Annotated in this window: 10 protein-coding genes; all 10 read right to left on the minus strand. The window is 69.6% G+C overall.

Features of this window, described 5'->3' with window-relative positions; all coding sequences use genetic code 11:
* Positions 1–2: 2 nt before the first annotated feature.
* Positions 3–4,508, minus strand: coding sequence for a hypothetical protein (locus tag FHR37_RS13130; RefSeq protein WP_092890108.1), 4,506 nt, complete (start codon positions 4,506–4,508; stop codon positions 3–5).
* Entirely contained in the window at positions 4,505–9,652 is a 5,148-nt protein-coding gene (locus FHR37_RS13135) for a DUF3892 domain-containing protein (RefSeq protein ID WP_139239238.1), read from the minus strand. The genes FHR37_RS13130 and FHR37_RS13135 overlap by 4 nt, the downstream gene beginning before the upstream one ends.
* A complete protein-coding gene (locus FHR37_RS13140; RefSeq protein WP_092890105.1) occupies positions 9,649–13,233 on the minus strand; it encodes a DUF6603 domain-containing protein in 3,585 nt (1,194 codons plus the stop codon). Before FHR37_RS13140 ends, FHR37_RS13135 begins: the two co-directional genes overlap by 4 nt.
* Positions 13,234–13,777: 544 nt before the next feature.
* Complete coding sequence (locus FHR37_RS13145; protein WP_092890102.1) at positions 13,778–13,993, minus strand: hypothetical protein; 216 nt, start codon at positions 13,991–13,993, stop codon at positions 13,778–13,780.
* A gap of 304 nt (positions 13,994–14,297) precedes the next feature.
* Positions 14,298–15,779: an FG-GAP repeat protein gene (locus FHR37_RS13150; protein ID WP_175542835.1), complete on the minus strand. Its 1,482-nt coding sequence runs from the start codon at positions 15,777–15,779 to the stop codon at positions 14,298–14,300.
* 863 nt (positions 15,780–16,642) lie between these two features.
* Positions 16,643–17,293, minus strand: a complete 651-nt coding sequence (locus FHR37_RS13155) for a hypothetical protein (protein WP_139239237.1) — start codon at positions 17,291–17,293, stop codon at positions 16,643–16,645.
* 116 nt (positions 17,294–17,409) lie between these two features.
* Positions 17,410–18,138, minus strand: a complete 729-nt coding sequence (locus FHR37_RS13160) for a hypothetical protein (protein WP_139239236.1) — start codon at positions 18,136–18,138, stop codon at positions 17,410–17,412.
* A gap of 242 nt (positions 18,139–18,380) precedes the next feature.
* Positions 18,381–21,482 (minus strand): hypothetical protein, encoded by a 3,102-nt coding sequence (locus FHR37_RS13165; RefSeq protein WP_179770964.1) that lies wholly within the window; start codon positions 21,480–21,482, stop codon positions 18,381–18,383.
* Between the two features lie 23 nt (positions 21,483–21,505).
* Positions 21,506–23,770: a hypothetical protein gene (locus tag FHR37_RS13170; RefSeq protein ID WP_092890765.1), complete on the minus strand. Its 2,265-nt coding sequence runs from the start codon at positions 23,768–23,770 to the stop codon at positions 21,506–21,508.
* 9 nt (positions 23,771–23,779) lie between these two features.
* Entirely contained in the window at positions 23,780–25,969 is a 2,190-nt protein-coding gene (locus tag FHR37_RS13175) for a hypothetical protein (RefSeq protein ID WP_092890762.1), read from the minus strand.
* Positions 25,970–25,976 lie beyond the last annotated feature (7 nt).

Genomic DNA, 25,976 nt, shown 5'->3' on the forward strand with positions numbered 1-25,976 from the left:
GGTCACCTCGCCAATGTGCGGGAGAAGTCGGTCGCGGTCGCGTCGGTGCCGACCACGTTCATCGGGAGTACGGCCGCGGGCAGGAGTTGTCCGACGTCGGTGAGGGCGTCGGGGTTGGTGGGATGCAGGGCCTCCAGGTCGACAGCCCGCAGCTGGGCCAGGGCAAGCGCCTCCTCGACCGTCTCCCCGAGGATGTCCGGATCCCAGGTGGGCCGTCCGTCCGGTGGTACGGCCAACAGCATCGTGTTCGGCGGCGCGGCGTTCGGGCTGTCCACGCTCAGTGCGATGCCGGTGGTCTCCGCTGCGGCCGGAAGGACCTCTGCCCACTCGTCCACGACGAACCCGGTGAGACCGGAATCCATGCTCACCCGGCCGGACCACGGGTCAGCGAGCGGTGCGTGCACGAGCAGAGAGACACGGCTTCCTGCCACACGCGGCCCCTCGAACCGAAGGCCGAGCCAACGGTCACCCTGTGCGTACGGCAGTTGGGCGACACGCAGGTCAAGAGTGTCGCCGGCGCCCAGCGCCTCCGCATAGCCGACGCTGGTGACCAGCCGGTCGACGCCTCGGCGGACGCGGCCGACCGAGGTGAGCCAGGCTGCGGCCGCCGTCGGGTCGCCGCCCTGGAGTTCGGCGCTGCGGGCGAGCACCTGTTCGAGCGCCACGCCGTTGGGCGGGGTGAAACTACCGAGCAGGGGCACCTGCCGACCGATCAGAGCGGACAGGATGTCCCGACCGGACTCCGCGATGTCAGCTTGTTGGATCCGGCGGCCCAGTTCGGTGGTGGCCGAGGACGCGAGGGCGGCTAGCTCGGCATCTGCTGCCCACGGCGCCGGCAGCACCCCGGGGATGCCGAGCAGAGCCGCGCGTCGCAGGCCATCCCGTCGCTGTCCGGGGACGCGCAGTGCTGCGAGCGCGGTGTCGGTGACTGCCCGGACAGCGTCCGCCCGGGTGGCGAACTCGTCGACGGCCTCGCTCTCCTCGGCCTGCCCGCCGGCAGAGGCGACGGACTCCGGCAGGTCGAGGTCCGCGACGGCCAGCGGCCGAGCCGAACTCACCAGATCACGTGCGGCCGTGGCGGCCTCGAGCAGTTCCGGCAGCCCGAGAACGTCACTCCCCCACTCCGGTGCCCGATCGGCGAACAGGGTGAGTCGAGCTCCGTCCGGAACGTCCGCTCGGTCCGCGGCACGGAGCAGCAGCAGGCGTTCGAGGTCGCACCCGGCCGGTGCGCCGGCTCCGACCGAGAGCGCGGCCACGTCGAGGGCGGAAAGGTCGAGTTCACTCAGCGAGAACTCCACGATGCTCACCGCCTCACTCCCCCCGTCACCCGCCCCGGCGTCCACGCGCACTCGGACGCGGACACGCGTCGATGCCGGCAGCAGGCTGGACATCCACGCGTCGGCCTCCGGGGAGGCGACAGCGCGTGCCTGCGCGGTAGCGTCGACCGGCCACCGGGTTGGGTCCGCGCACGACCCGGCGGGCAGGACGGTCACGACTCGGTGGGTCAGCGCGACACCGGTCCGCGGCGTACGAACCGACTCCAGTTCGGGTGGCGGCGCCTCACCGCGGCCGAGCGCGTCCAATGTTGCCCCCGCTCGCAGCGGGTTACCGAGGACCGCCTGATGTACGCCTTCGACCAGCAGCGCGTCCGCCACGGAATCGACCGCGTCGTCCAGGTCGTCGAGCACCTGGGCGAGTGCGGCGATCTGGTCGGTCTGGTTCGCGGGTACGCCGACGTCGCGGACCAGGTCCAGGCGGCCCGCCTTGCGAAGCCGGTGCAACGCCAAGCCGTCGACGACCGACGTCGTGGTGATGGCTTCGCTGACCTGACCCTCAGGGTCGAGCGCCGATCCCCGCAGCGGCGCGACCGCCCGGAAGCGATCGATGTGGGCCGCCAGTGCCGGCAGCGGGTGGTCCTGGACGGCGCGTTCGAACCGGTAACCCAGCAGGGTGCCGAGCGGCTGGCCCTGGCGTACGCCGTCGAGGATCCAGGCTGCGGTGCGTACCCGGTCCGAAGGCAGGGAGACCGCGAGCGGCCCGGTGGGGTCCTCTCCGTGGGCACGGTGCCCCGAGCGAAGGACCGCCGCGGTGGTGGCTTGCGCCAGCGAGGGCGCGTGCACGAATCCGGGCGAGTCTGGAATCCGGGTGAGCGGTCCGGGCTCGTTCGGCGGCAGTTCGTCCGCCGGAACGGCCGGCCGGGTGGGACGAGGGCGTACGTCGGTCACCCAGCCGAAACCGCCCACGTGCACCCCGGTCGGCTGTCCGCCGGCGGGTCGGCGTAGCCAGGCCAGCCGTTTGGTGGCCAGCGAGGTGATCCAGGCGTCCAGGCGGTGCGATGCGGCGTCGAGAGTCTGCGCCATCGTTCGTTCGAGATCGCGTGCCGGGACGTTCACCAGCGCGGTGATCGCCGAGCGCGCCTCCCACAGGTCGGCTGCGCCGACGTCGCGGGTGGACTCCTGTCCGGCGAGGTACGCCCCGACGGCCTGAGTCGAGCCGGGCCGCTGACGCTGCAGCCTGCGCCACGCGGTCGGCGTGTCGGTGCCAGGGACGACGTCGACGAGTTCGGCCTCCGCCCGCTCCGCGAGTGGCGTGCCGAGAATGCGGTCGGCGGCGATGACGTACTCCGCGAGCAGCGACTGGCGCAGCAGCCGGTACAGCAGCGGCGTGCGCTCCGGTGCAACCACGTCGACCGCGTCACGCAGCCACTCCGCCGTGCGGACGGCCGCGGTGAGGTTGCGCAGGTACGCCGACGGCTCGGCGCCGTCTGCACGTACCCACGGCAGGTCGAGCGGGAACGACTCGCGGGCATGGACGAGCTGCGTCACCCGGACGTCGAACGGAGTGAGCCCGAGCCGCTGTCCCAGGGCGGCGGCGCCGACGGCGAGTTCGGTCCGCCACTCCTGCCGCAGCTCGAGTTCTGCGAACCGCCACAGGTAGGCGACGTACTCCGCCCCGAGCGCGTTGCGGCCGAACAGCCGGCGAGCCAGCGGCGACATCGCCAGCAGCCGCACGAGGGTCAGGTCCGGTCGGGTGTCGTCCGGCCTGATCCTCGGCACCGCCTGGGTGTCGGCCACGGCAGGCTCGAAGACCAACTGCCGCACCCGGCCCAGGAACCCGACCACGGCCGGGTCCATGCGACGCCGTCCGAGCGCGCTTCCCTCCACGTCGGCCCAGCGCCGTAACGGCAGGACGGGCAGGATGCCGTAGGGCTGGGACCCGATCCGCAGCGCGGGCACCGGGCCGTTGGGCCGCAAGTAGTCCATCGCGTGCTCCCGCGCCCCACGCACGGCGGCTTCGGAGAACCGCCCGGCGGTCAGTTGGCTGAGGAAGTACCCCCAGGTCGTTCCCCACAGCGCGGTGACCATCGCTCTGGCGGTGACGTCGTCGGTGCCGTCGCCGCCACGCACACGACGCAGCGGCGTGGCGCTGCCCGGCCGTGGCGCGGGCGGCGGAGGCGTTCCGGGTTCCCCCTCCGGCGGAACGGGCGGCTCCGTCAGGTCGAGTCCCAAAGCGGCGGCGAGTACGTGCGAGTTGGTGTCGCCCCGGTCGTCCCGATCGGGTTGCTCTACGGACAAACGCACCTGGTACGCCGCCGCGTGGGCGGGATCGTTGCGGCTGTACGCGGACGAGGTCGTCTCGGTGTTGTTGGTCGCGGCACCGGGCGGTACGTATCCCAGGCCGCGGGTGTGGTACTGCGCGGTGATCAGGTCCGCGAGCGCCTGGGTGGACGCCACCGGTCGTCCCGTGGCGGGGTCCGTCGCGTCCTCGCGCACGCCGTACACGAAGATGCGGGCGTACCCACCCGCCGGCCGGGGCAACCGGATGCCCATGCCCACGGCCTCGGCTTGGTCGAAGTCGACGAGCCAGCGGATCGCGTCGTCAACCGGCGGTTGCGTACGCGGATCCACACCGGGCTCAGTGGCCGCGGTCGTGGTCGAGGTGGTGGTCGAGTCCGAGGCAGGGTCGGGTGCCGGGTTCGGATCGGGTCCGACGGCGAGACTCGCCGGGATGTCCCCGCCGACCACCCGAACGACCGGTTCGGCCGGGCCGAGTGGATAGGCGACGACGTACCAGCGAGACGGCAGGCACCCGGCCGTGGCCCGCCGTGTCCAGGTCGTGGTCCGCAGGGACACGTCCGGGATGGCCGGCGGCGGCGCTAGGCTCGGGTCGGTGCCGGGCGCGGGCCGGTCGCCGGGGTTCGTCGGCTCGGTCACCCGGGCGATCCAGGCCGCCCGCTCCGCGCCGAACCGCGTGGCGAGTTCCGCCCAGCCGGCGTCCTCCACACCGGTGTCGGCACCGGCCGTCCACACCGTGGTCCAGTAGCGGCGCGCCCAGTCCGCCTCGTCGGCGGTGAGGTCGCGTTCGTGGCTGTCGACGTGCAGGTCGTCCGGATACACCCGGAGCAGCAACTGGGTCGGGGTGAACCTGGTCTCGAGACGCACCGGCAACAACAGCACCGGCCAGGCGGTCGAGAGGGTCCAGAGGTTGGTGGCGCCAGGATCGCTCATGAGATGTCCGCCGGGATCGGTGGGAGGGAAAGGAGGTTGTTGGGCGCGTCGCCGTCGGCGCGGGTCCGGAGGTAGGAGCGGCCGAGGTGGGTGTGCGAAACCACCACGTCGACCGGATCTCCGGTGGGTTCCTCGACGTAGAACCGTTCACGGCGAGCGATGGCGGCCACCACCTCGTCCACGCTCGCCCGCCACCATGTGCCGTCGGGGTAGCGACCCGCGACCGCGCGTATCCGCGTCTGTGGATCACCGGCGGTGCGCCTACGCACGTGCGTGATTCGCCACCCGTCGCCCACGCCGGGCGGCAGCAGAGCGGTCGCGTGGTAGGCCACCCGCACCGGCTGCTGCAGGTGGATGTGCGCCATGTGGGCCGAGTTGTGGCCCCACGTCACCGACGGCGCCTCGGAGTCGGTCGCCAGCGGGCGTTCGGGCATGCCGAACGGTGCGTGCAGCACCGGCACGTGTCCGAGGTGATCGAGTGCCTGCTGGTCGCCTGCGACCGCGGCCCAGCTGAGGTCGCGCCAGGTGGCCGGCGCGGTGCCGTAGCCGGGATCCTTGTCCGGAGGGACGTCCATGCCGAACCTCGGAGCACTGGGTTGTTCCTCGAAGACGAAGAACCAGCCCGGGTCGCCGGCGCCGCCACGCGCCTGCTCGACGGTGAAGGGAAAACCGACGAAGAGGATGTCGGGTTCCAGCATTCCCTGAAAGGCCGGCTCCTGGCGTTCACTGCCGAGGCGGACGGGGCCGCCGGGCACCGCAGGCGGCAGCGCTCGACGAGCGTGCAGGCCGAGCGAAGGGAACCGGCGTACGACCTCGCCACGGACGAGCAGGACGGCACCGTTGCCGGCGCCGGTCGTCGCCACCTGACCGAGGTGCGCGGACCCCGGCCACTGCGCGACCGGCGGGATGTCCGCAGTGTCCCCCGTGGTCCCGTCAGCGCCGCGGGAGTCCCAGAACTCCCGGAAGGCGGTCGCCCTCCGGTCGGTCGGGAACTCCCTCCACAGCAGTTCACGGCCGAGCTCGTGATTGGCGCCCACCAGGAACGCCTCCACGAACGCCGGGTTGGCCCGCAGCAATGTGACCGTGTCCAGCGGGACGTTCCCGGCCCCGGGCAGCAGGTGCTCCTGCCCCAACTCGGCGAGCAGCTCCGACATCGGTTGACCGAACCGCGGCGGCACCAGCAGCTGGCCGAGCGGGTCGGTCAGCTCCGCGTCCGCGAGGTCGATGCCCGTGAGCCGGGAGGTGACCCGGGCGGTCACCGTGAGGTCGGGAACGAGGGCCTGCCGGACGTCACCGGCGATCCGGCCGAGCGCCAGGGCCTGTTCGTCGTCGGCGGCGGCGACCTCCTGCGCCCGATGCACCGCGGTGAGGTTCGCCAACGTGGCGGTGCGGAACCGGGTTGCCATCTCCCGCTTCTGTCCGAGCAGGGCGTTGTCCAGGTCGGCGATGGCGATGCTTCCCCCCTGGTTCTCCCACCCGAACCAACCGCCGGCGTGGATCGGAGTGGCCGGCCCCCACCGCGCCGGGTCACCGGCCGCGTTGCAGTCCCAGCCGATCCGGTAGTACGCGCGGTTGTCCATCTCGGGGTTCTCCAGGTGGAAGACCACGAGGTCCGGCTGGGCGGTGCCGCTGACGTCGGCGACCGCGATGCCCGCGCCGGCGACGCTCGCCCCGAAGCTGCCGGGGATCTGTTTGATCGGACTCCAGCCGCCGGTCACTTTGCCGCGGGCGTTCAACTGCCAGCCGATCCGGTACGACGCACGCACCGCCCCGCCGACCTGTTCCATTAGCAGGACCGTGAGTTCTGGGCGAAGGTCACCGTTGAGGTCGTCGACGGACACCCCCATGCCGACGACCGGCGGCGCGGTCGCGGCGGTACGGGTTTCCCAGGGCACCTCCACCGACTCCGACCATCCGCCCTCGGCCGCACCGGAGTCGGGGTTGATGCGCCAGCCGATCCGCAGGTACAGCCGGCGGTCGGCCGGCGCACCGCTGACGTAGACGACGACGAGTTCCTGCCGCCCGTCACCGTCGAGGTCGGCAAGGGTGGCCGTGCCGTTCTCGACGCGGTAGCTGATGCTCAGCGCGCCACTGGAGCCGTAGAACGTCGACATCGGCGTCGGCATCCGGCGTTCGTCGGTCCAGTAGGCGGGGTTACCGTCGGCGTCGAGGTTGCGGCCGATCCGCCACTTTCCGAAGTTGCCGTAACCCGGGATTTCCTCGATCCAGAACTGCAGCAGGTCCGGGCGTCCGGAGTTTCCGTCGAGGTCGGCGACCGCCAGCGCGAAACCCTGTGTGGGGTCGCCGACGCGGTAGGGCAGCGCGGGCCTCAGCTCCCACCCGCCGCGTACCTCGCCGTCGAAGCCGACGTCGCGCCCGAACCGCACGTACGCCGGGTTGACTCCGCCGGGGTTGTCGACGTGCCCGATCACGAGGTTGGACATGAAGCCGAGCCGCGGCCGCCACCGGATGTGCGCGGACGGAGTGGCGTCGGGGTGGCCGCGCCCGCCGAACACGGGCTGGCCGAGGTCCTGCCAGGTGGGTGCGCCGCCGCGGAGCAGACGTACCAGCCTGGACTGGCCGACGCCGTACACGTCGGCGCCGGCTATGACCGCCTGCATACCCCAGGCGGGGTCGGTCGGCGGCGGCCCGCTCGGTGTCTGCCAGCTCCCACCCGCGGCCAGCGCCATGACGGTCTGCGCGGTGGACTTGACCAGCAGAGAACCGTCGGGTGCCCGTCCGAGGAGCGCCCCGGCGGGCTGCGGCGGCGACTGCGCGAGCCACAGGTCCCCCATCAGGATGACCCGCATCGTCAGGTAGAGCTTCCCGTCGGTGGCCATCGCGGCGAGGTAGGTGCCGACTTCGGCGATCCTGCCGGTGACCCGGACGTACGTCGACGGCTTGCCGTGGCTCGTCCACACCCAGCCGTTGCCGGAGTTGCGGTACTCCTGTAGCCGTCCCTCGGAGTCGGCGACGGCGAGCCGCCACCAGCTGAGCACGGACGGGCCGCTCTGGCACAGGGTGCCCGGCGGCGTGCCGTGGGTCACCCAGACCGAACCACCGCCGCCGACCTTGCGCTCGTACAGCACACCGTTGGCGCCGACGCACCACACGCTGTCGAACGTCCCGGTCTGCGCCAGTCCCCCGCTCAGAGGACGGGAGTCCCACGCGCTGGTGGCGAGGCCGAATGCCCAGCCGATCGTGGTGCCCGGCGGTGTGCCGTGGGAGATCCAGCCCCAGCGTTCGCCGTCCCAGCCGCACTCGTAGAGGGCACCGTTGCCACCGGTCACGAACGCGTGCAGGTCGCGGATGCCCACCGGGTCCGAGTTGATGGCGGCGTCCGGCGGCCGGCCGTGGTCCACCCAGCCGACGTGCACGTCGTTCTCCACCCGCGACATCAGCCGGCCGTCGACTGTGACGACGAAGACTCGCCCGCCCATCGGCGCGCCGACCCGGCTCAGCGGCGGCGAGTAGGCGCCCGGCTCGTCGCGCGGCAGCTGCGGATCCTGCTCCCACCACCGCGGCGTCAGGCGTTCCCCGCGCAGATGGTCGAACGTCTCGCTGTCGGAGAAGTCCTCGAACCCCAGCAGCCCCGGTGGCGTACGCAGCGCCGGAGTCGCGGTCACGTCCCGGCTGGCGAGCGCCTGCAGAGCGGTGGTCCCGAGGTCGCCGGACTCGCCGGACTTACGCCGGTCGACCGGACCGCCGGGGCGGCTGAGCCGACGGAATGCCGGCGACACCGCGGCCTCGGCCTCCCGGTTGCCGGTCAGCTCGTCCCCGACGGTCGCGTCGCCGACCACGACGTCGTGCCGGGCGGGAGCGGCGACCTGAAGCAGGTGAGGGTCGTCCAGCCCATCGGCGGGGTTCGCGGTGACGCCCAGCCGACGCCGGTAGATGCTGTCACTGAGTTCGCGGGCCAGTTGTCCCTGGCGCAGTGCCTCGTTCGCCTGCCTGACCTCCGCCGCCTGGTCCCACGCCGCCGCTACGAGATCCTCCTGGTGGCGGCGGACGACCTCCGCACCGAGCGCGGCGGCGGCACGGTGCCGTGGGTCGACGTTCAGGTCGCGCAGCCACAGGGGCGGCTCTCCGTCGCCGGGTACGCCAGAACGACCCGCCAGCTGGTCCCCGTAGCTCGGCGGGGAGAGCCGGTCCGGCGCGGTGGCCAGCACACGGTCGTACGCCGATTCGAACGCGCGCCGGGTGTTCTCGTCCCACGTCCGCGGCCGGGTGCCCACGGATCGCAGCGGACCCTCGAAATCCACTACGCGGTGGGAATCGTCTGCGGGCAACTCCGGCAGCCCCGAACCCGCGGAGCCTGCGTCGAGTTCCCGCACACCGATCTTCCCGGGTAGGGCGCGCGGCACGAGCCGCCCGACCAGCGACTCGAAGTCGCCGCGTTCGCCGGTGACGAACGTCCAGTGGTGGTACGCCGGAAGCGCCCAGCCCGCCTGCGCGGACACCGGCGGCCAGGCGGGGCGGAGTTCGGTAGCGTCGGGTCCCTCGACGGGTTCGCCGAGACCGGCGAGCCGGCCGGCCTCGAAGGCGGGCACCACCGCGGCGACATAGGCGACGTGGGAGTCGAGCCGCTTGGGGCACACCAGCCGGGACAGCGTTCGTTCCGGTGCTTCGGCGAGCAGGCCGTCGACGGTAGCGTCGTCCAGGTTCCCGTCGGTGACCACCTGCGCGTGCGCCCAGGCCCACGACTCCGACAGGTCGGGCAGGTCCTCCGGCGCGCAGACGAGTCGCGGAAGTCCGCCGTTCGGGTCGGGTACGACGGTGGCGCGGTCGGCTTCGACCACGACCATCACCAGCCACGGACGCAGCCGTTCCTCGCCGGTAGGCGCGGCGGGGCTGAACATCCACGGCAGGTCCGGCCGGTCGAACTCCACCTGGGCGAACAGGTGCGGCTCGAACCCGTCGGTACCGGCCGGCGGGTCGGTCCGCAGTACCTGCCGCGGGTCGATGCCGGCGACGTCCCCCGGCCCGTAGAGCCGGGTCGGCACCTCCACCTCGGGCCGGTCGTTGATCCGGACCTTCACCGTCACCGTTCCCCGCGCCGGTAGCGAGCCGATCAGCGGATCGGTACCCGAACCGCTGGCCCCGAGTCCCTCGCGTACCCACGATAGAAATGTCAGACCGCTCATGCGTTCGCCCCCGTCATCTGTTCCTGCTGGGCGGCCCGGGCCCGGCGGCGGCCGGCCATCCGCGGGTCTTCCGCCCCGGTGCCGTCCGTCGTTGTTCTGCTCGCACCCGTGTCGTGGACGGCCAGCCGGCGCTTCGGCTCCGCGAAGCGGCCGCGTCCGGTCGTGCGGGTGCCGGCCCGGGCAGCCGGGCCCACACCTACGCGAGCCAGCAGGGCTGTTCGCTCCCGGCGTGCGGCGACCGCTGACGAGCGGGCTGTTGCTGCCATCTCCGCCGGTGCCATCTCCGCCGGTGCCATCTCTGCCGTGGCCGCGCGCAGTCCGTCCCGGTCGTTCGCCGACGCGACGGCCGGGCCCGACGCACCGACCACGACCTTCTCCTCGTACGCGGGCGGCGCCTCGATCAGGCCGCCGTGGTCCCGGTCGGTCAGGTCCGCGGTCACCGCCCGCCCGGCGTCGAAGAGCTGGAACGACGGTCGCGAGAGCTTCTCGTCGTCGCTCAGGTCGAGGAACTGCGCCACCGCGAAGTGCTCGGACCTACCCTCAGAATCCAGCGGCTCACCGTCGTCGATACGGACGCTCTCGATCCGCAGAGGCCGGTGGTCGGTCACCGGCGCTGCGCCGAACCGCTCCAGGGCCAGCCCAAGCGGTGCGACGCGCTGGGTGACCGAGAGGCCGCCGAGCGGGTGCGCCAGCAGCGTCCCGTCCGGGGCCGCCACCTGCCGCAAGGACACGACCGAACGACCCGCGCCAGGCAGCTGCGCCGTCCAGTTCCGGCTGTCCGCCAGCGCCGCCTCCACTCGCCCGGCGACGTCGACGGGGGCGGATGCGACCGCCGGTGCGGGCTGCCCGAACCGCTGGTCGAAGGAGATCTCCCCGCTGAAGAAGAGGATCTCGAACGTGGCCCGGCCACGCGCGTGCCACGGGCTCGGCCCGGACAGGGTGACGTCGACTCGGACCGCCATCAGGGTGGTGTCGCCCCGTTTGAGCGCGAGTGCGCCCCCCATGTCGGCGATGAAGCCGAACGGGTCCAGTTGTACCAGGGCGTCGAAGTACAGCATCCCCTCCACGCTGAAGCCGAGCGCGGCCGCGTAGAGCTCCAGCCGGGCGCCGAATTGCACAGTGTTCGAGGTGAGCGCGAGGTACGACTCCAGCCGGATCCGCGGGTTGTCGCCGGTCATCAGCGACAGCGTGAGCCGACGCAGGGCAGGGAAGCCGGGCGGTGGCTGGAAACGCGGGTTGAACCCGCCCGCCGACAGCGCGAACGTCGGCCGGTCGAGCCACCGGGCCCGCATCGCCATGTCGCCGCTCAACGCGAACGCCGCGATCCGCGAGTCGTACAACGTGGCGTCCACCGACGCCTCGCCACGGTCGAAGTCGATCAGCCCGAGGACGTCCATGTTGATGACGACCACCGCGGCCTCTTCGGTGGGCAGCGCCATCCGCAGCCGCCCGAGGAGCGCGAGCCGGACGGGGCTGGGAAGCTCCAGCAGGAGCCCGATGTCGAGCGTGAGCAGGGTCGGCGTACCCCACCCGATCCGCGCCATCGGCCCGACCACGTGCCGGTTCGGCGTCGGCGGGAAGACCGTGCCGAGAGTGGCGACGATCTCGGTGGCTCGGGCCACCGGGTCGGCGGGAAACAGGACCGAGTCCAGCGCACCGGTGCGGATGCCCGCCCGTAGGACTTCCACAGCGACCGACCGGTTGATGCCGAGCAGGCCGCCGACACCGTTGAGGGTGAACCCGAAACCGAGCTGGATCGGCGTGAACTCCGCGGCGACGATGACGAGCAGCGAGAAGCCCTCCGACCCGTCGGGCATCCGGGTGGTGAGCAGTCCGACGGCCTTCAGACCGATGCCCTCCAGCTCCAACTGGAGCGCGCCGGCGTACTCCTCCTTCGCCGGGTCGAAGAAGAGGTAGCCGCCGCCGACGACCGGGCCCGCCTCGATCGCCAGGGCGATACCGGCTGGTGGCTTGAACGCGAGTGCGAGTTCTGCCGGCCCTAGGTTGCCGCCCCCCTCTGGAAAACGTAGGGACGCCTCCACGCCCGTGCGCTGCACAGCAGCGGTGATCGGCCCCAGCCGTACCCGGAACGTGCCGGCACCACTGACCGCGAACCCGTCCGGCGACGTCGGCAGCGCCAGCTCGAGTACGTCGACCTGCAACGGCCCGAGACTCAGGTGCACTGGGAGCGACACGGCCAGCCCGCCGCCGTGTCCTCCGCTCCCGGCGCTGCCGGTGACCCGGAGGCCCTTGTCGGAGTTCCATCCCACGGTGACGTCGAAGGGAACCCGCATCCCCTTGTCAGGAAGTACTTTCGCGAGGAAGGAGTCGCCGTCCCCGGGTTCGACCACGAGCGCGGACGGCCCGGAGGACACCGCCACGTCGAACACCGTCGAGGTCGGGCCCGCGACCAGGGAGACGGACAGTCCGGCACCACCGATCTCGACCCGGGTACCTTTCTCCGCGGGCAGCGCGACGGCCGCCGAGACGCCGGTGCCGACCTCGCCACCATCGACCTGTCCGTAGGTGTTCGGCGTTCCCACCCTGGTGAGGCTGAACCGGACGAGGACCTCCGATTGACCGGACCCGTCGGCGAGGTGGGCACCCTCGGCGGAAACGACCAGGCCCGGCGCGAGCACTCCCACCTCCGCGACGAGATCCCAGGCGCCGACCTGCCAGCTACCCGACCAGGTGCCGAACGCCTCGATCGCGAGAGCCAGTCGGCCGAAGTCCTCGCCGGTCAGCACGAAGACGGCGCCGGCTCCCAGATCCCCGCCGGTGTAGGAGTCGGCAACGGGCAGGATTTCCCCTTGGTGGTATGGGCTCACCGGCACCCCCACCCGGAGCATCCGGTGGGTCAGCGCACACTGGTCGGCCGGGAGTGCTGCGGCGAGTTCGCCGGCCAGGTCGTTCGCCGCGTCCAGTCCCAGCCCGCGCAGCCAGTCGGCGAGCATCGGCAGCAACAACCGCGCCATGTTGTCGAGCCGGGCGGTGAGGTCGGCCGACGCCGTGTCGTATCGATCGCGCAGTGCGCGCACCGGATCGCGGAGGAACGCCTCGAGCAGTGCGGTGTCGAGATGGCCGCGCGGGCCGGGTCCGCGGATCACCGTGCCACCGGAGGTGATGATCGGCGCCTCCGCGGCCGCCAGCCGCGCGGGAACGTAGAGTCCCGTCACCGCGAGCACGTCCGCGACACGCGGGTGATGTTGGTCCAGCCAGGTCGAGACGAGATGGTTGAGCAGGTCGTCGCCGAACTTCTCCATCAGGTCGAGTGGCAGGCCCGCCGGGGGGCGCCAGTCCGCGGCCACGGCGCGGACCGCCTCGACAGTTCGGCCCACCACCGGAAGTGCCGAAGCGATGTCGGCGAGTTCGAACTCCGGCGCGGTCAGCAGCGCGAGCAACTCTTCCGCGGCGTCCGCCCCGGCCGCGAGCATCGCTTCGATCCTGGTGATCGGAAGCCCGGTCGCCGCGTCGAGGTCCCAACCGAGCCGCGCCGCGAGGCCGGTGACGTCGGTCGCGTCGGCGATCGGTGACACGAACAGCCGCAGCTCCCGCAGGAGTGGCGCCCAGTTCCCCGTCATGAGCGCACCTGGTGAGCACCCGGTCGACGTCGGGAAGGGCCGTGGAGTCGGCAGCAGATGGGCACACGAGTACGCCGAGAGCAGTGCATGAGAATCCCCCAGTCGCGTCGCAGAAGCGACGTGCCCAAGAGATTTGCAGCAAGGTGACCCGCCGTCAAGATCAAATTTCGGAGCCCGCGTCAAACCACCGTCAAACGGCCAGGGGCTGGGAAACGGGTGGGCGATCCCTTCTGTGCAAGGGATCCGACCGACCCTCGATGACGAGGCAGTTTGCGGATTCGCCGGACAAGATGATCAATCGTGAGTCATCATGTCCTGCGTTCGGCGTCAACCATCACTTGCAGGAGTCAGCCACGATGCGCGGTCCCGGTCGGTGGTACATCGGTGTTTGTCGTAGGCAGTGAACTGTCGGCGTCGCACCGCCTGACGCGGAGAGCGATCGCGGAGAACCTGATTTGTAGTACCCGTACAACCACGTGGCCGCCAACCCGCCGCGGTCGCGGTGCACACATGACGGTGACAAGGGGACCGACTCAGCTGGCGGTTATGTCGCGCGGATCAACTGTCGAATCACAGGGACAACCTGGCATGTCGACCGGAAGGTGGTCGCCAAGGCCTGCATCATGCGGCCGTTGACGTCAAGCCGGAACCGCCGGTCCTCGGGTATCACCTCCACCTTGTAGCCATTGGTTACCGCACCGATGGCTGCCTGCAGGATCCCCACGTGGTGCACCTGGTCGTTGTCGAGGTGTTCGTACATCGTGCGGTCCTCACCACCTCTCCAGTGAGGATGGGCTATTTGATCAAGCTATAAGACCCATCGCTGTGCTGTTCGAAGTACGCCGTGTAGCCACCGGGATTGCCCCTCCTGTGCTTCGGGAGGAAGACGTTGTACGTCGGTTCCGCCCATCCTGGGCACGCCCGGCGCACATCCGCTGCCCTAAAGCGGTCCGGCAGAGCACCAGCAAGACGAGCGGCACGAATATCATCAACGAACCGACTCACTGTCTTACCCTCCCACCAGTTCTCAACCGGCCTACGTCGTTACCTGCCGTTGAGCCGGGTCAGGGGCGGCCTGGGTTGTTGAGTGCGGCGCCGAAGGCGCCGTCTGGTTCGAGTGGTCCCTTGACCTCGTAGGTCCCGGCTGACCAGAAGGCGTTGAGTATCCCATCGCTGTTGGGACCGGCCAGCAGGTAGTGGAACGCGCCGGCATGTTGGACGCCCTTCAGTGTTTCGCCGGGTGCTCCGATGAGAAGTTCTGCGTGATCTGGGCCTCCGAGGTTCACGATGGCTAGGGAGGCGCCGAACTTGTCGCCGGTCTCTGCGGCTCCCAGCATTGTGGGAGTGTCCTGGCTGAGGAGTTCTTCTGCGTCGCCGGTGGCGCTGGGTCCGCCGGGTTGACCCCAGAACACCTGCGCCGCCCCGGCCGCCGTCACACCGCCGACACTGTCACCGGGGACACCGACAACTACGTCCTCGGCGGTCGCGAACGCGTTGAGGTGCCCTACTGCGATGGTGGCGCCGAACTCGTCCCCGTCCTCGGCAGTTCCGGTCACGCCCGCGGTGTTCTGCGACCAGAACTCGTTCCCCACGGGCCCGATGCCTGTCGAGGAGCCGAACAGCACAGCGATGCCCCCGCTCCCGTTCTCCCCCGGGATCCCGACCACCAGATCATCACGCCCGTCCGGGGTGACAGCACCGGCACCGAGTGCGCTGCCGAAGCCGTCATTGGGTTCGGCAGCCCCGACGATGCCGGCGGTGTTCTGGGACCAGAACCTCGACCCGGCGCCGGTCAGCGCGGCACCGCGGCTGCCCGGTACGACGACCACACCGCCGGAGCTCGAGTTCTCCCCGGGGATACCGATCGCCAGGTCGTCGATCCCGTCACCGGCGAAGTCGCCCACCGTCAGGCTGGCACCGAACCGGTCCGACGCCTCCGAAGCTCCCGGGATGAGCGGCGACGACTGTGCCAGGCGCACCGCATGGGTTGGTCCGGCGTTCAGCCCGGCGGTGTTGCCGTAGACGATGAACACCGCACCCGCGGCGACACCGCTCTCCACATCACTGGGTGCGGCGATGGCCAGGTCGGTAATCCCGTCGTCATTGAGATCACCGATCGCCAACGCCGAACCGAAACGCTCCCCCACCGTGCGCGGACCGGGGATCGAGGCGGTTCCTTCCAGCAGCATCTTGTTCCCGGTGGTGACGAGAAGACGTGCGTTGTCAGCACCGTAGAAGACGTTGACCGCACCAGCGTTGCCGTCCTCGCCAGGGACACCTACCGCGGCGTCGGCGCAGCGGTCACCGTTGAAATCGCCGGTGACCACGGCCGCACCGAAACGGTCGTTCGGCTCAGACCCGCCGGCGACTCCGGGGGTGTCCTGGCTGATCCACTGGTCCTCGTACGTGCTCGCAGTGTCACCGGCATTGAGACCTTCTGGAGTGCCCGCGAAGACATGGATCGCACCCGCGGCGTGGTTCTCCCCCGATGCGCCCGCGACGAGGTCACCGTTGTCGGTATCGGGAGGAGCTCCGCCCCCGTTCATATCCTGGTTCGGCAAGGTGGGCGCACAAGTCGTCACAGCCGCGTCGGCTCTTCCTCCACTTGCGGCCGACGATACTCCGCCGAACGTGATGCAGACGGCGAGGGCAACCAGCCCTACGGCAGGAAACGCACGCATGAGGTCTCCTCCGGCCCAGCGCACGGATGAGCGCGATGATCAACCAAGCATGCGCTTTCGCCGTGTACGACGAACCCGTTTCGCACAAGTCGATGCCGTTGCAGCCCTCTAGGCGTTGCACGACAGCTGACCGGCTCGGACTACTGACCTGAAAGCCGCCGCCATCTCATCACCTCAACAGACAGGGCCTTGCGCTGTCATGCTGCTCGCGCCGGTCGACGACTCGGCGCCCACTACGCCACCGCCGCAGACGTGCACAGCTGCACCGAAGGCCGGCCCCTCATGGCGACGGAGAGACTCATATGCGGCTCAGACCCGATCGCGACCGTCCGCTTGTGTGGCTACAGCCAAGGCGTGAGGCCCTGGTTAATGGTGACCAGGGGACTAACTCGATCCACGGAAAAGGGCGAAACGGCACCGATTCCGGTCACTGAATGCGATCTTCGCAGGTCGACCGGGGTAGGGCGGGCGGGACTCGAACCCGCGACCCAGGGACTATTAGAACCCCTTCCAACACCTACCAGGCCATCACCAGCGACTTTGTCCTCAGGCCGCTCCCCCACAGCCACCCTGACCACACCTGTCGCCGCAGTTTCGCACCACAACCCGCACCACGGATGATCCCCGCCGCGACGCCGGCGATCCAACGATCAGGGCAAAGGCGCCGAGCATGCCGCACACAGCACGGGCGCCACGTCACCGTCCGTGGTGCTCAGGAGGGACCGCTGTCATGCGGTCCGGCGGATGGCCGCGAGATCTGAGCTGTGCCAGATCGGCGGCCCGTAAGCCATCGAGCAGACGGCGTCCAGGCTCTGACGGGGGCAGACCTGCCGCGCGGTCCGGGCTCCGTCCGTCAGACCCCGTACGCCGCACTGAGTGGCGTGATCCAGTGCCCGCGCCAGTTCGTCGGGCTCCGGGTAGAAGGGTGACAGGCTCTGCCAGCGGGCCGCGGAGGATGCCGCCCAGCCCAGTCCGGTAGTCAGGCCGGCCAACGTCTCCTCCACCCCGGGGATCTGCTGCAGCCCGAGCGAATACAGCAGGGCCAACACGTTGGTGGCCGCCGTCAGGTCCACGAGGTCGATGTCACGACCGGCTCCCCGACGATGCCAGGTAGTGAACATGCCTTGTCGCAGCCAGGGCGGGCCGGGATCGAGCACGCGGCGGAGCCGGTGTGCGCCCACCGTGTGACAGGCCACGCTTCGAGCTTCGGTGCGTGAGACCCGCCCGGCCCGTGCCAGTTCCAGCAGCATGACCGCGGTGTCGTCGCTGTCCGCGGGGAGTTCCGGCGCCCATGCCGGGGTGGCGCCGTACGGCCAGAACCCGTACGAGCCGTTGGGACGACGACAGGTCTCGAGCAGATCGAGCCAGGCTTCGGGCACCGTCTTCCCCGCACGCCGTACTTCACGTACGGCCAGGGCAGTGACGAACCCGTTGGAGTCGTGGACCGAACGACCGTCGGCCCACCGCACCACACTGCACACGCCCCCCGGCGCGGTCATGTCGGTCGCAGACCTGCCTGCAGCCAGGTGCCGCCGGCGCGGTCGACCCCGACGCCTACCATGCCGTGACGCCAGCGGCCGTCGTCCGGTCCCGACGAGAGGGCCTGGTACAACCCGGTGGAGTCCGATCGACAGACGACGAGATCGGTCGTCCGCAACACCGCCGCCCGGACGTCCTCGTCGTCCGCCCATACCGACTTCGCGACGGCGAACCAGGTGAACGCCATCGGTGTTCCCCACGGCGCCAGCACCAGGCTGAGCCCGGAAGGTCGTGGGAGCACGACACGACGACCCAGCTGATCCCGTGTGATCAGGTTGCCGACCAGACTTACCAGCCGGTCCTCGTGGCCGACCAGGCTTGCCGCCGCGGCCAGCTCTGACCAGCTCAGCTCCGGAATGCGGGCGTAGAGCTCGACCGAGCCGTCGTCGTTGACCCCCGCCATCCGCCAGGTCAGCCCGAGCACCCTGGACGCCAGCTGCAAGCCGGCGTGGGCCCATGGCTCCGGCGCGCCCTCGTCCAACGGTTCCGACGGCAACTCAAGGTAGACCTTGGCCCGCCGCGAACCGTCGAGCTGACGTAGCCCCAACCAGGCTCCCCAACGCAGACGCTGCCCATCCTGAACCTTGCTCCATCGACGCAGATCCAGCCGCGACCCGGCCGTGGCTGCTGCCGCCTGCTGCGCCAACCTCAGCCGATCCGCTTCGGGGACCTCGGGTCCGGCCACCTCACAGGTCCACCGCAGCGCGACGTCCCGCGACGCCCAGGCCATTTCGACCGGGTAGCCGGTGGCCGTGAGCACGCCGAAGCGCCACGCGACATCCGGCCACTTCGAGTCGACGACCGGCCGGAGTGCCTCTGTCAGCGCCTCTTCGGCAGCGTCGGCATCGGCTGCGGCTGCCTGGGTGACTCGGATCCGGTCGAAGGCTCGACCGAGCGCAGGCGGCCACTGCCGAGCGGATGCGGCGTTCACCGGATCGGGATCACCTCCTCCGTTGTCTTCACGAAGGCACGCTGGTCGAAGCCGCCAGGCCCGGTGAAGGTGAAGCGCACGCTGTACTCACGCTGGGTGGCGTCCCGCAGCGGGATACGCAGGCGCAGCGGCTCGGTGGCGTTGCCCGGCAGCTCACGGCGTAGGACCCGTTCGTACGCGTGCGGCTCGTCGTGGTACTGGATGTCGACGAACACGCGGTCCACTCCGGCGGACGGGAACGAGGGTACGAGGACGAGTTCGAGGGCATCGGGGAAGAGGTCGTGCACCCGGACCAGGGAGAGGTCGACCGGTACCGGCTCCGTCCGGTCGACGGTGCCGTCGGTGAGCGTCTGCACGAAACTGACCGACATCCCTCGCTCCGCCGGCGCGGGCAGGGCTCCACGCAGCCGCCAGACCTGACTGGCGGTGTCCTTCCGCAGTGTCACCAGGTGCCGCAGGTCCCGTTCCCCGTAACCCTTCGCGGTGAGCTGTACGTCGATGGAGGCCACCACCTCCCAGTCGATGTTGCCGGGCTCGATGGTGATGGTCCGTAGGTCCAGATGCTCGTACGGGTTGATCACCACGTCCCGGTCCGTGGAGTTGGGCAGCGGGATCGAGTACCTCAGGGCGTCGCCGTCCCAACCGGAGGTCCCGTCGAACGTGAGGTCCAGGCGGGCGTTGTAGCTGAGGGTCAGCTTGTCGTCGAGGAACGTCGTGAACGTCTGCGGAGCGGTCTGCTGTGGCGTGAACACCAGGTCGCCGTGACGCATGTGGTCCGCCGGACCGTAGTCGATGGACAGCTGCGCCTCGGTCAGCCCGAGGTCGCTGATGTCTCCCGGCATCCGGGCGGTGACGTCCAACTGCCGGAAGAACCTGTGGTCGAGATCGATCAGCGTGACGACCTTCTCCGCATCGTTCAGGTCCTTGGCCAGCAGTCCGAGGAATCCCTGCGGTGCAAGGGTTTCCCGGACCGCGTCGCTGCGCTGGTAGCGAAGGGTCAGGTCCCGGCGTTCCTCCTGCCTGACGTAGCGGAGTTTGAACGCCGCCAACGTCGGCAACTGGGCCTGGCCGGGGTTCGGAGCCGGACTTGGAGTCGGGGTGGGTGTGGGAGTCGGGGTGGGTGTGGGAGTCGGCGTGGGAGTTGGAGTCGGCGTCGGCGTCGGCGTGGGAGTCGGGTTCGGTGTCGGGGTCGGCGTCGGAGTCGGGGTCGGCGTCGGAGTCGGCGTCGGGTTCGGCGTCGGAGTCGGCGTCGGGTTCGGAGCGGCTGCTCGGCTCAGCGTCCCGCTCCAGGAAGGTCCGGCCGCCGAGTTGTGCTGCCTGATCTGAGCGACGCGGTTGTCCGGGTCGCCCCCGAACTCACTGTGGCTGCCCGGACGTGCGGCGGCAACGGTGTCGCCGAGCGCGTCCTGGACCACCGGGTCCCCGCCGGCTCGCCGTACCAGGGCAACGGCCACGTCCAGCCGGCGCCGGGACAGTCGCAGGTTGTACGCCGCTCGTACCGAATCCGCCTCCGGATGGGTGTGCTCGTGGCTCGCGTAGCCGCGGACCTCGACCTGTCTGGGTGCGGGCAGTTGGGCGATCCACCGGCTCAGTCGGTCCGCGCCCTGCTCGGGACCGGTCCAGGCGCCATCCCCCTGTATCTGTTGAATCCCGGTCGCCGACCTGAATCGCGGGTCGGTCGTGGTGTTCTCGACATAGGAGCGGAACTCGGTGTTCGGCGGCTGGGTGGACCAGCCGCTCTCCGCGGGCTTGTCCATGTCGAAGTACAGGCAGAAGGTCTCCCCCGCGCCGGGCGAATCCCAGTTCACGTCGATGTGGACCGACTCACCGGGGTTCAGGACCCGCGTCACCGTGCCGTCGGCGCCCAGAGTCACCTCCTGCCCGGCCAGGCGGACGTGCGCGCCGGCGCCGGTGATCCGCACGCTCTCGGTCGTGCCGGTGGTGGACGGCGTGTGCGTCACCGACAGGCCGGTCGGCAGCGGATTGGGTGAGCTGGACTCCTGCTGGAGTACCGCCGCCGGAGGCGCCGCAGGTGGCACCGGCACCGTTACACCGCCGACGGGCGGTGTCGGCGCCGGCGAGGGATTGGGAGTCGGCGCCGGCGTTGGATTAGGAGTCGGAGTCGGAGTGGGCGTGGGGCGGGGGGTCGGCGTCGGCGTTGGGTTGGGAGTCGGCGTGGGCGTGGGCGTGGGCGTCGGCGTGGGCGTCGGCGTGGGCGTCGGCGTGGGCGTGGGCGTCGGCGTGGGCGTCGGAGTGGGCGTGGGGGTGGGCGTGGCCGGCTTGCCGGGAGCCAGCGTGGGCGTGAACCACTCGGCGAGCAGGTGGTCGGTGAAGAGCTGGAGAGCCCACTTCTCCTGGTCCTTCAGGTCCGCGTCGTCGCTGAATTTGTTCACTGTGACAGTGATCGCGCCCTGGGCCTTCAGCCACTCCAACGCGGCCTCAAGACCCACCTTGAAGTACATGTACTGCCCCTCGAGACTCGCGCTCAGTCCCGAGTACACCTGCTCGAGGTGTGCGGTGATCGTCACGTCGAGGCTGGGACGCAGCGCGAGGTACTGCAGCGAGTAGACGACGCCGACCGGGGTCAGCCCCTGCTTGATGGCCTGCTCCATGATGATCGCGCCCTCCTGGCTGAGTACCAGGTTGAACGCCGCGCGGTTGGCCGCGTCCATCGTCGGGACGGTTGCTCCGAGGATCTGCTCGGTCGCACGGAACGTACCCTCCGGTGCGGGCGTCGCGTCGGTGCCGCCGGACCCCTGCAGGTCGAGCGCGATGCACTGGACCGTGCCGTTCTCGAACGGGGGTGGCGAGATGGTCACCGGGAGCACGGCTCCGGGTTCCGTGCTCACTCGCGACTCGATCTTGCTGAGCGTCGCCCTGGGCAACTCGAGCGTGCTCTCGAACATCATGTACCCGCCGCCCTTCGAGACCCCGCCAGCCTGCGCTGGCCGGTAGGTCAGCAGTGACAAAGCGGGTGCGCCGTCGGTGCGGTGGGCCAGCGCCACCCGGCCGGGCAGATACCAGAACCGGCTCGGGTCGGCGTGGTCGCGATAGACGGTGATTCCGTCCACCACCATGGGCTTTTCCAGGCTGAGCATCTTCGCTCTCCGATCGGGGCGGACTACGGGAGCCGGGGAACCAGTACCGGTTCGGCCGACGCCACCCAGTTCGTGACGTGCCGCAGGCCGTTCCTGAACAGGACGGTCGAGCGCCACTCGTAGCGGTTGCGGGAGACGTCGACGTAGTCGAACTCGAACCGGGCTCGGGCGTCCGGGCCGTCGAGCTCTAGCTGGGCCGCGTAGTTGAGGTTCTCGAGGAAGTCCTCGAACCGCAGCTCGAGGGAGATCAGTTCGACACCTCGGGTCTTCCAATCCGGCGGTGGCATCACCTGGACCACCCGGTGCCCGTGGCTCTTCGGGTCGACGATGATCCGCGGCTCGTACGTCACCGAGGGCGGCAGCTGCTTCACCCGCCCGTCGACGTAGCTGAAGGTGACGGTGTACTCGATCGCCGTCTGCGTCGGGTCCCGCAGGTCGACGACGAACGTCGGCGTGGCGGTCCCCTGACTCAGGTGCAGGGTGTCCTCGACGAGGACGTCGTTGGCCTTGTCCTCGTAGCGCACGTCCACGAACACGTCGCGTATCTCGGTCCATGACACGTTCGCCATGACGCTGAAAGTGCGGGCCCGGAACGGGTTGCGTACCGAGATCTGTTCCTCGTCACTGATCGACCAACCACTGTCGACGTCGTTGCCGTCGACGGCGCGCATCACGGTGCGCACCTCGTACGAGGTCTTCTCCCGGTCGACGACGAACATCGGCCACACCGCGGAGGGCGACTTCTCGGTCAGCCGGAACAGCTCCCGCTCGTCGACCTTGTGCTCCTCGTCGCGGTGACGCACGTACACCTCGACCGAGTCGAAGCGGGTCCACGGTATCCGCTCCGCCAGCAGGCTCACCGACCTGATCGTGAAGAGGTCGGCCTCGGGCAGCAACGACACGATGGGTAGCGAGGTCTTCTCGTGCTCGCTGCTCAGCTCGGCAGGCCGTTCGGTGGTGTCGGCGTTCTTGAAACGTACGTCGTAGGAGATGTCAACCTCCTGTTGCATGACACCGTCCCGGACGTCGCTCAGCCACTCGAAGTTCGTACTCCAGGTATCGGGCGTCAGGAGTGCGTTGTGCACAATGCCGCCGTATTCCGCGCGCACGTCGATGCTGTCGATGAGCGGCGCACCAAGGTTGGGCCGGTAGAGCGCCTGGAGCCTCCGCCTGGTGAAGAAGTCGCTCGCCTGCACTTCACGGACGAGCCGGCCGAGCAGTTCCGGCGAGGCGGCGATGGCCGCGAACAGCGACGTGAGGTGCCCCTGTGGGTAGATCGACCGGCGCACCGTGGTCCGCTCGGAGAAGTTGACGTCGAGGTTCTTACGGTCGATCCGGGTGTAGTCGGTCTTCTTGTAGCTGAAGCTGACCTCGTTGTTCTGCCCGGCCGGGCCACCGGCCGCCCAGGCGGCCTGCTGGGTGGCGAATTCGCCGATCGCCTTCAGCGCCCGCTCCCAGTCCGACGGCTTCTCCGGCGTCCACGGCGGCAGGCTGGGCTCGAAGAAGGCACTGGTGATCATCGCCTTCACCTGGGCCAGAGCGGCGTCACGGCGGTCAATCACGCCCTCGGTGTCCTCCGCCACGAAGGTGTCCGCGCGCAGGTCGATCGCCTTGGACTCGTCGAGTTCGTCGACCGCCTTGGAGATGTCCGCCGAGAAGATGAACACCTTGGTGCCGAACGTCTCGTCGAGATGCTTCTGAACGCGGTCCCAGTCGATCGACAGCGTCACCTTGTAGGCCGGTCGCAGCGCGAGGTAGTCCAGCGAGTAGATGACGGCCACCGGCAGGATGGCGGCGTCCAGCGTCGCTCGCACCATCGCGTACCCCTGCTCGTCGAGCTGGACCGAGAACGACGCCTGGTTCTCGTTGTAGAGCGAGGGCTTGGCGTTGTGCACCGCCTTGACCACGAACGGCTGCTCCGGGGCCGGCTGCCCGTCGTCGGGCGACGGCGGCGCAGCCGAGCTGTCCGCACCCATGACGACCAGGTGCACGGTGCCGTCCTCCAATGGGACGGTGGCCACGCGGGGATCGCCGTCGAGGTCGAACTGGGACCGGATCTTCTGCTGCAACGCGGAGATCGCGGCCTGGTCGAGCCCGATGTTGCAGTCGAACGAGAGCAGTCCGCCGTCCCGGCTACCGCGGAACCCGACGAGCTGGAACGCCGGGGTACCGTCGACGACGGTCAGGTGCGGTTGGGTGGGCAGGTAGTACCACTGCAACGGGTCGGAGTGGTCGGGGAACACCGAGATGCCGTCCAGTACGGCGCAGCGGGAGTCCAGCAGCAACATGACAACCCCTCAGGCCGGGATCTCGAGGAAGAGCGACTCGTCCGTGGCGGCATCCTTCTTGTCGATCTTCCGGGTGCCGTCGAGCAGGAAGTACGTCGCGGTGTACGAGTAGGAGGCCGGCGCGCCCTTCGCCAGGAACACCGTCCATGCCTTGGCTGCGGTGTCGCTGGACCGGAAGAGGAAGTCGTCGGTCTTGGGCGGCGTACTCCCGTCGTAGCGGAGCGAGACGTTGACCAGCTTGAGCTTGGTCCAGTCGAGGAGGTCGGGAACGAGCTGCACGTCCAGTTTGTCCGCGAACTTCCGGCCGACCTCGAACCGCGTGCCCTTGGCGTCGGCAACGTCGACGTCCTCGCTGGTGCCGTCCCGGTGCCCGACCGTCGCCTGGTAGGAGAGCTTGCCCTTGGCCTCGTCGATGGTGGGAAACGTCCAGGTGTCGAAGGTCTTCCCCTCGCCGCTCAACGTGACGCCGAACGTCTGCTGGTAGCCGTTGTCCGGCTCCGCGTACGTCGCCTGCAGCGAGATGTCACCGATGTCGTTCTGCAGGTCTCCGACAGCCACGAAGGTGATGGTCTTCAGTGCCCGGAAGGGGTCGTCGACGGAGATGATGTCGGCGTCGGTGGTGAGTTCGGGTCCGGCGATCTCGCGGCCGTCACCCTTCATCGTGTAGGTGGTCTGGTAGGTGACGTCGCCGGTGCGCGGTTTGCCGACCACCTCCAGCAGTTTGTGCTCGGCGTCGTTCTCGGTCAGGTTGAAGAACCGCTCGACCGGGCGGACGCCGCCCTCGTATCGCACCCGTACCCGGGCCCGGCTTACCTGGTCGAAGTTGACGTCGCCGTTGACGATGTCGAGCTTGAGCACCGGCAGGTTGGCGAGCTTGACGTTGAGATCGGTGCCGTCGTCCTCCACCTCCGCCGACGTCCACGCCGGAGTGTCGCCCTCGAAGTGCACGATGTAGGACCAGAAGAACGTCCGGATCCTGTCGGCGACGATGAACTCCGCCTTCTGTGGCTTGCCGGCGTCGTCCTTGGTGAAGGTGGCCTCGACCGTCTTGGCATTCTCGCCATGCGGGTAGCGCACCTTCACCTCGACGAGTGTGATGCCGTACCCCGGGAAGTCGGCGTCCACCCGAATGCTGAGTCGCAGCGTACGCAGGAACTCGTCGACGCTGACCTTGGAGTAGTAGTCCTCCCACTTCAGCAGTTGACCGTCGGGGCCCTTGAGGCTGGTCACCGTGGGCAGGCTGCCGTTCGGGCTGATCCTCCGGACGATCGCTTTGGCCTCGGTCCACTCGACCCGCACGTCACTGATCTGGGTGTTGGTCACCTCGCGGTGGACGTCCTCGATGTCCTGTCCCTCGGTCCACTCCTTGACGCTGGGGTCGACGGCCTGGATCGCCTGCAGCAGGTTGCGCTGGACACCGGCCTCGAGCTGCTTCGTGATCAGGTCGTGCACCCAGCTGTCGAACTGGGCACGCTGGTCCTGGGGAAGGTTGGGGTCCTCGACCAGATCGAAGTGGGTCTCGGTGACCTCGTTCTGGTACCGCGAGGAGCGAGTGATCTCGGTGTAGCTGTCCTCGCTCCAGAAGTTGTCCTCGGTGTCGACGTCCTGCCAGAAGGAGTAGAACGCCGACGAGTGCCACGTGCCCCAGGCATGCGCCTGGGGAAGCCGGCAGTAGTGGTCGAGGTCGTAGACCACCTGGATGGCCGACGAGGTGCCCTTGCTCAGCGTCTCCTTGAAGATAGCCGTCCCGAGCACCGTGAGCTCCAGGAAGAAGCAGGCCGTGTTGTCACCGGTGAGCGAGGGCGTGGTCGCTCCGCTGATCCGTTCGACGATCTTGCCGTCCTGCTGCAGCACCAGCCGGACCGCGCCACTGAGCCAGGGCACGGTCTGCAGCTCCACCTTCGGTCCGTTGCCGCCGAACCGAGCGTTCACCTCCTCCTGCAGCTTCTGCCGGATCTTGTCCTCCGTCTCGGGCAGCAGGCCAAGGTCGGTGTCGAAGGCGACGAAGCCGCCGAACTGGCTGTCGCCATCGACCCGGATCGCGTCGTACTCGACGAACCGCAGGGCCAGTCCGCCGTTCTCGAGGCGCGCGATCCGGGGGAACCGGGGCAGGACGTAGAAGACGTTCGGGCGGGCCGGGTCGTCGTCCCCGTGGACCTGGTGGCTTTCTATCGTCCTGACGTTGTCCAGCTTGAGCATGGAAGCT

It is taken from the genome of Actinopolymorpha cephalotaxi, from assembly GCF_013408535.1.
GTDB classification, from domain to species: domain Bacteria; phylum Actinomycetota; class Actinomycetes; order Propionibacteriales; family Actinopolymorphaceae; genus Actinopolymorpha; species Actinopolymorpha cephalotaxi.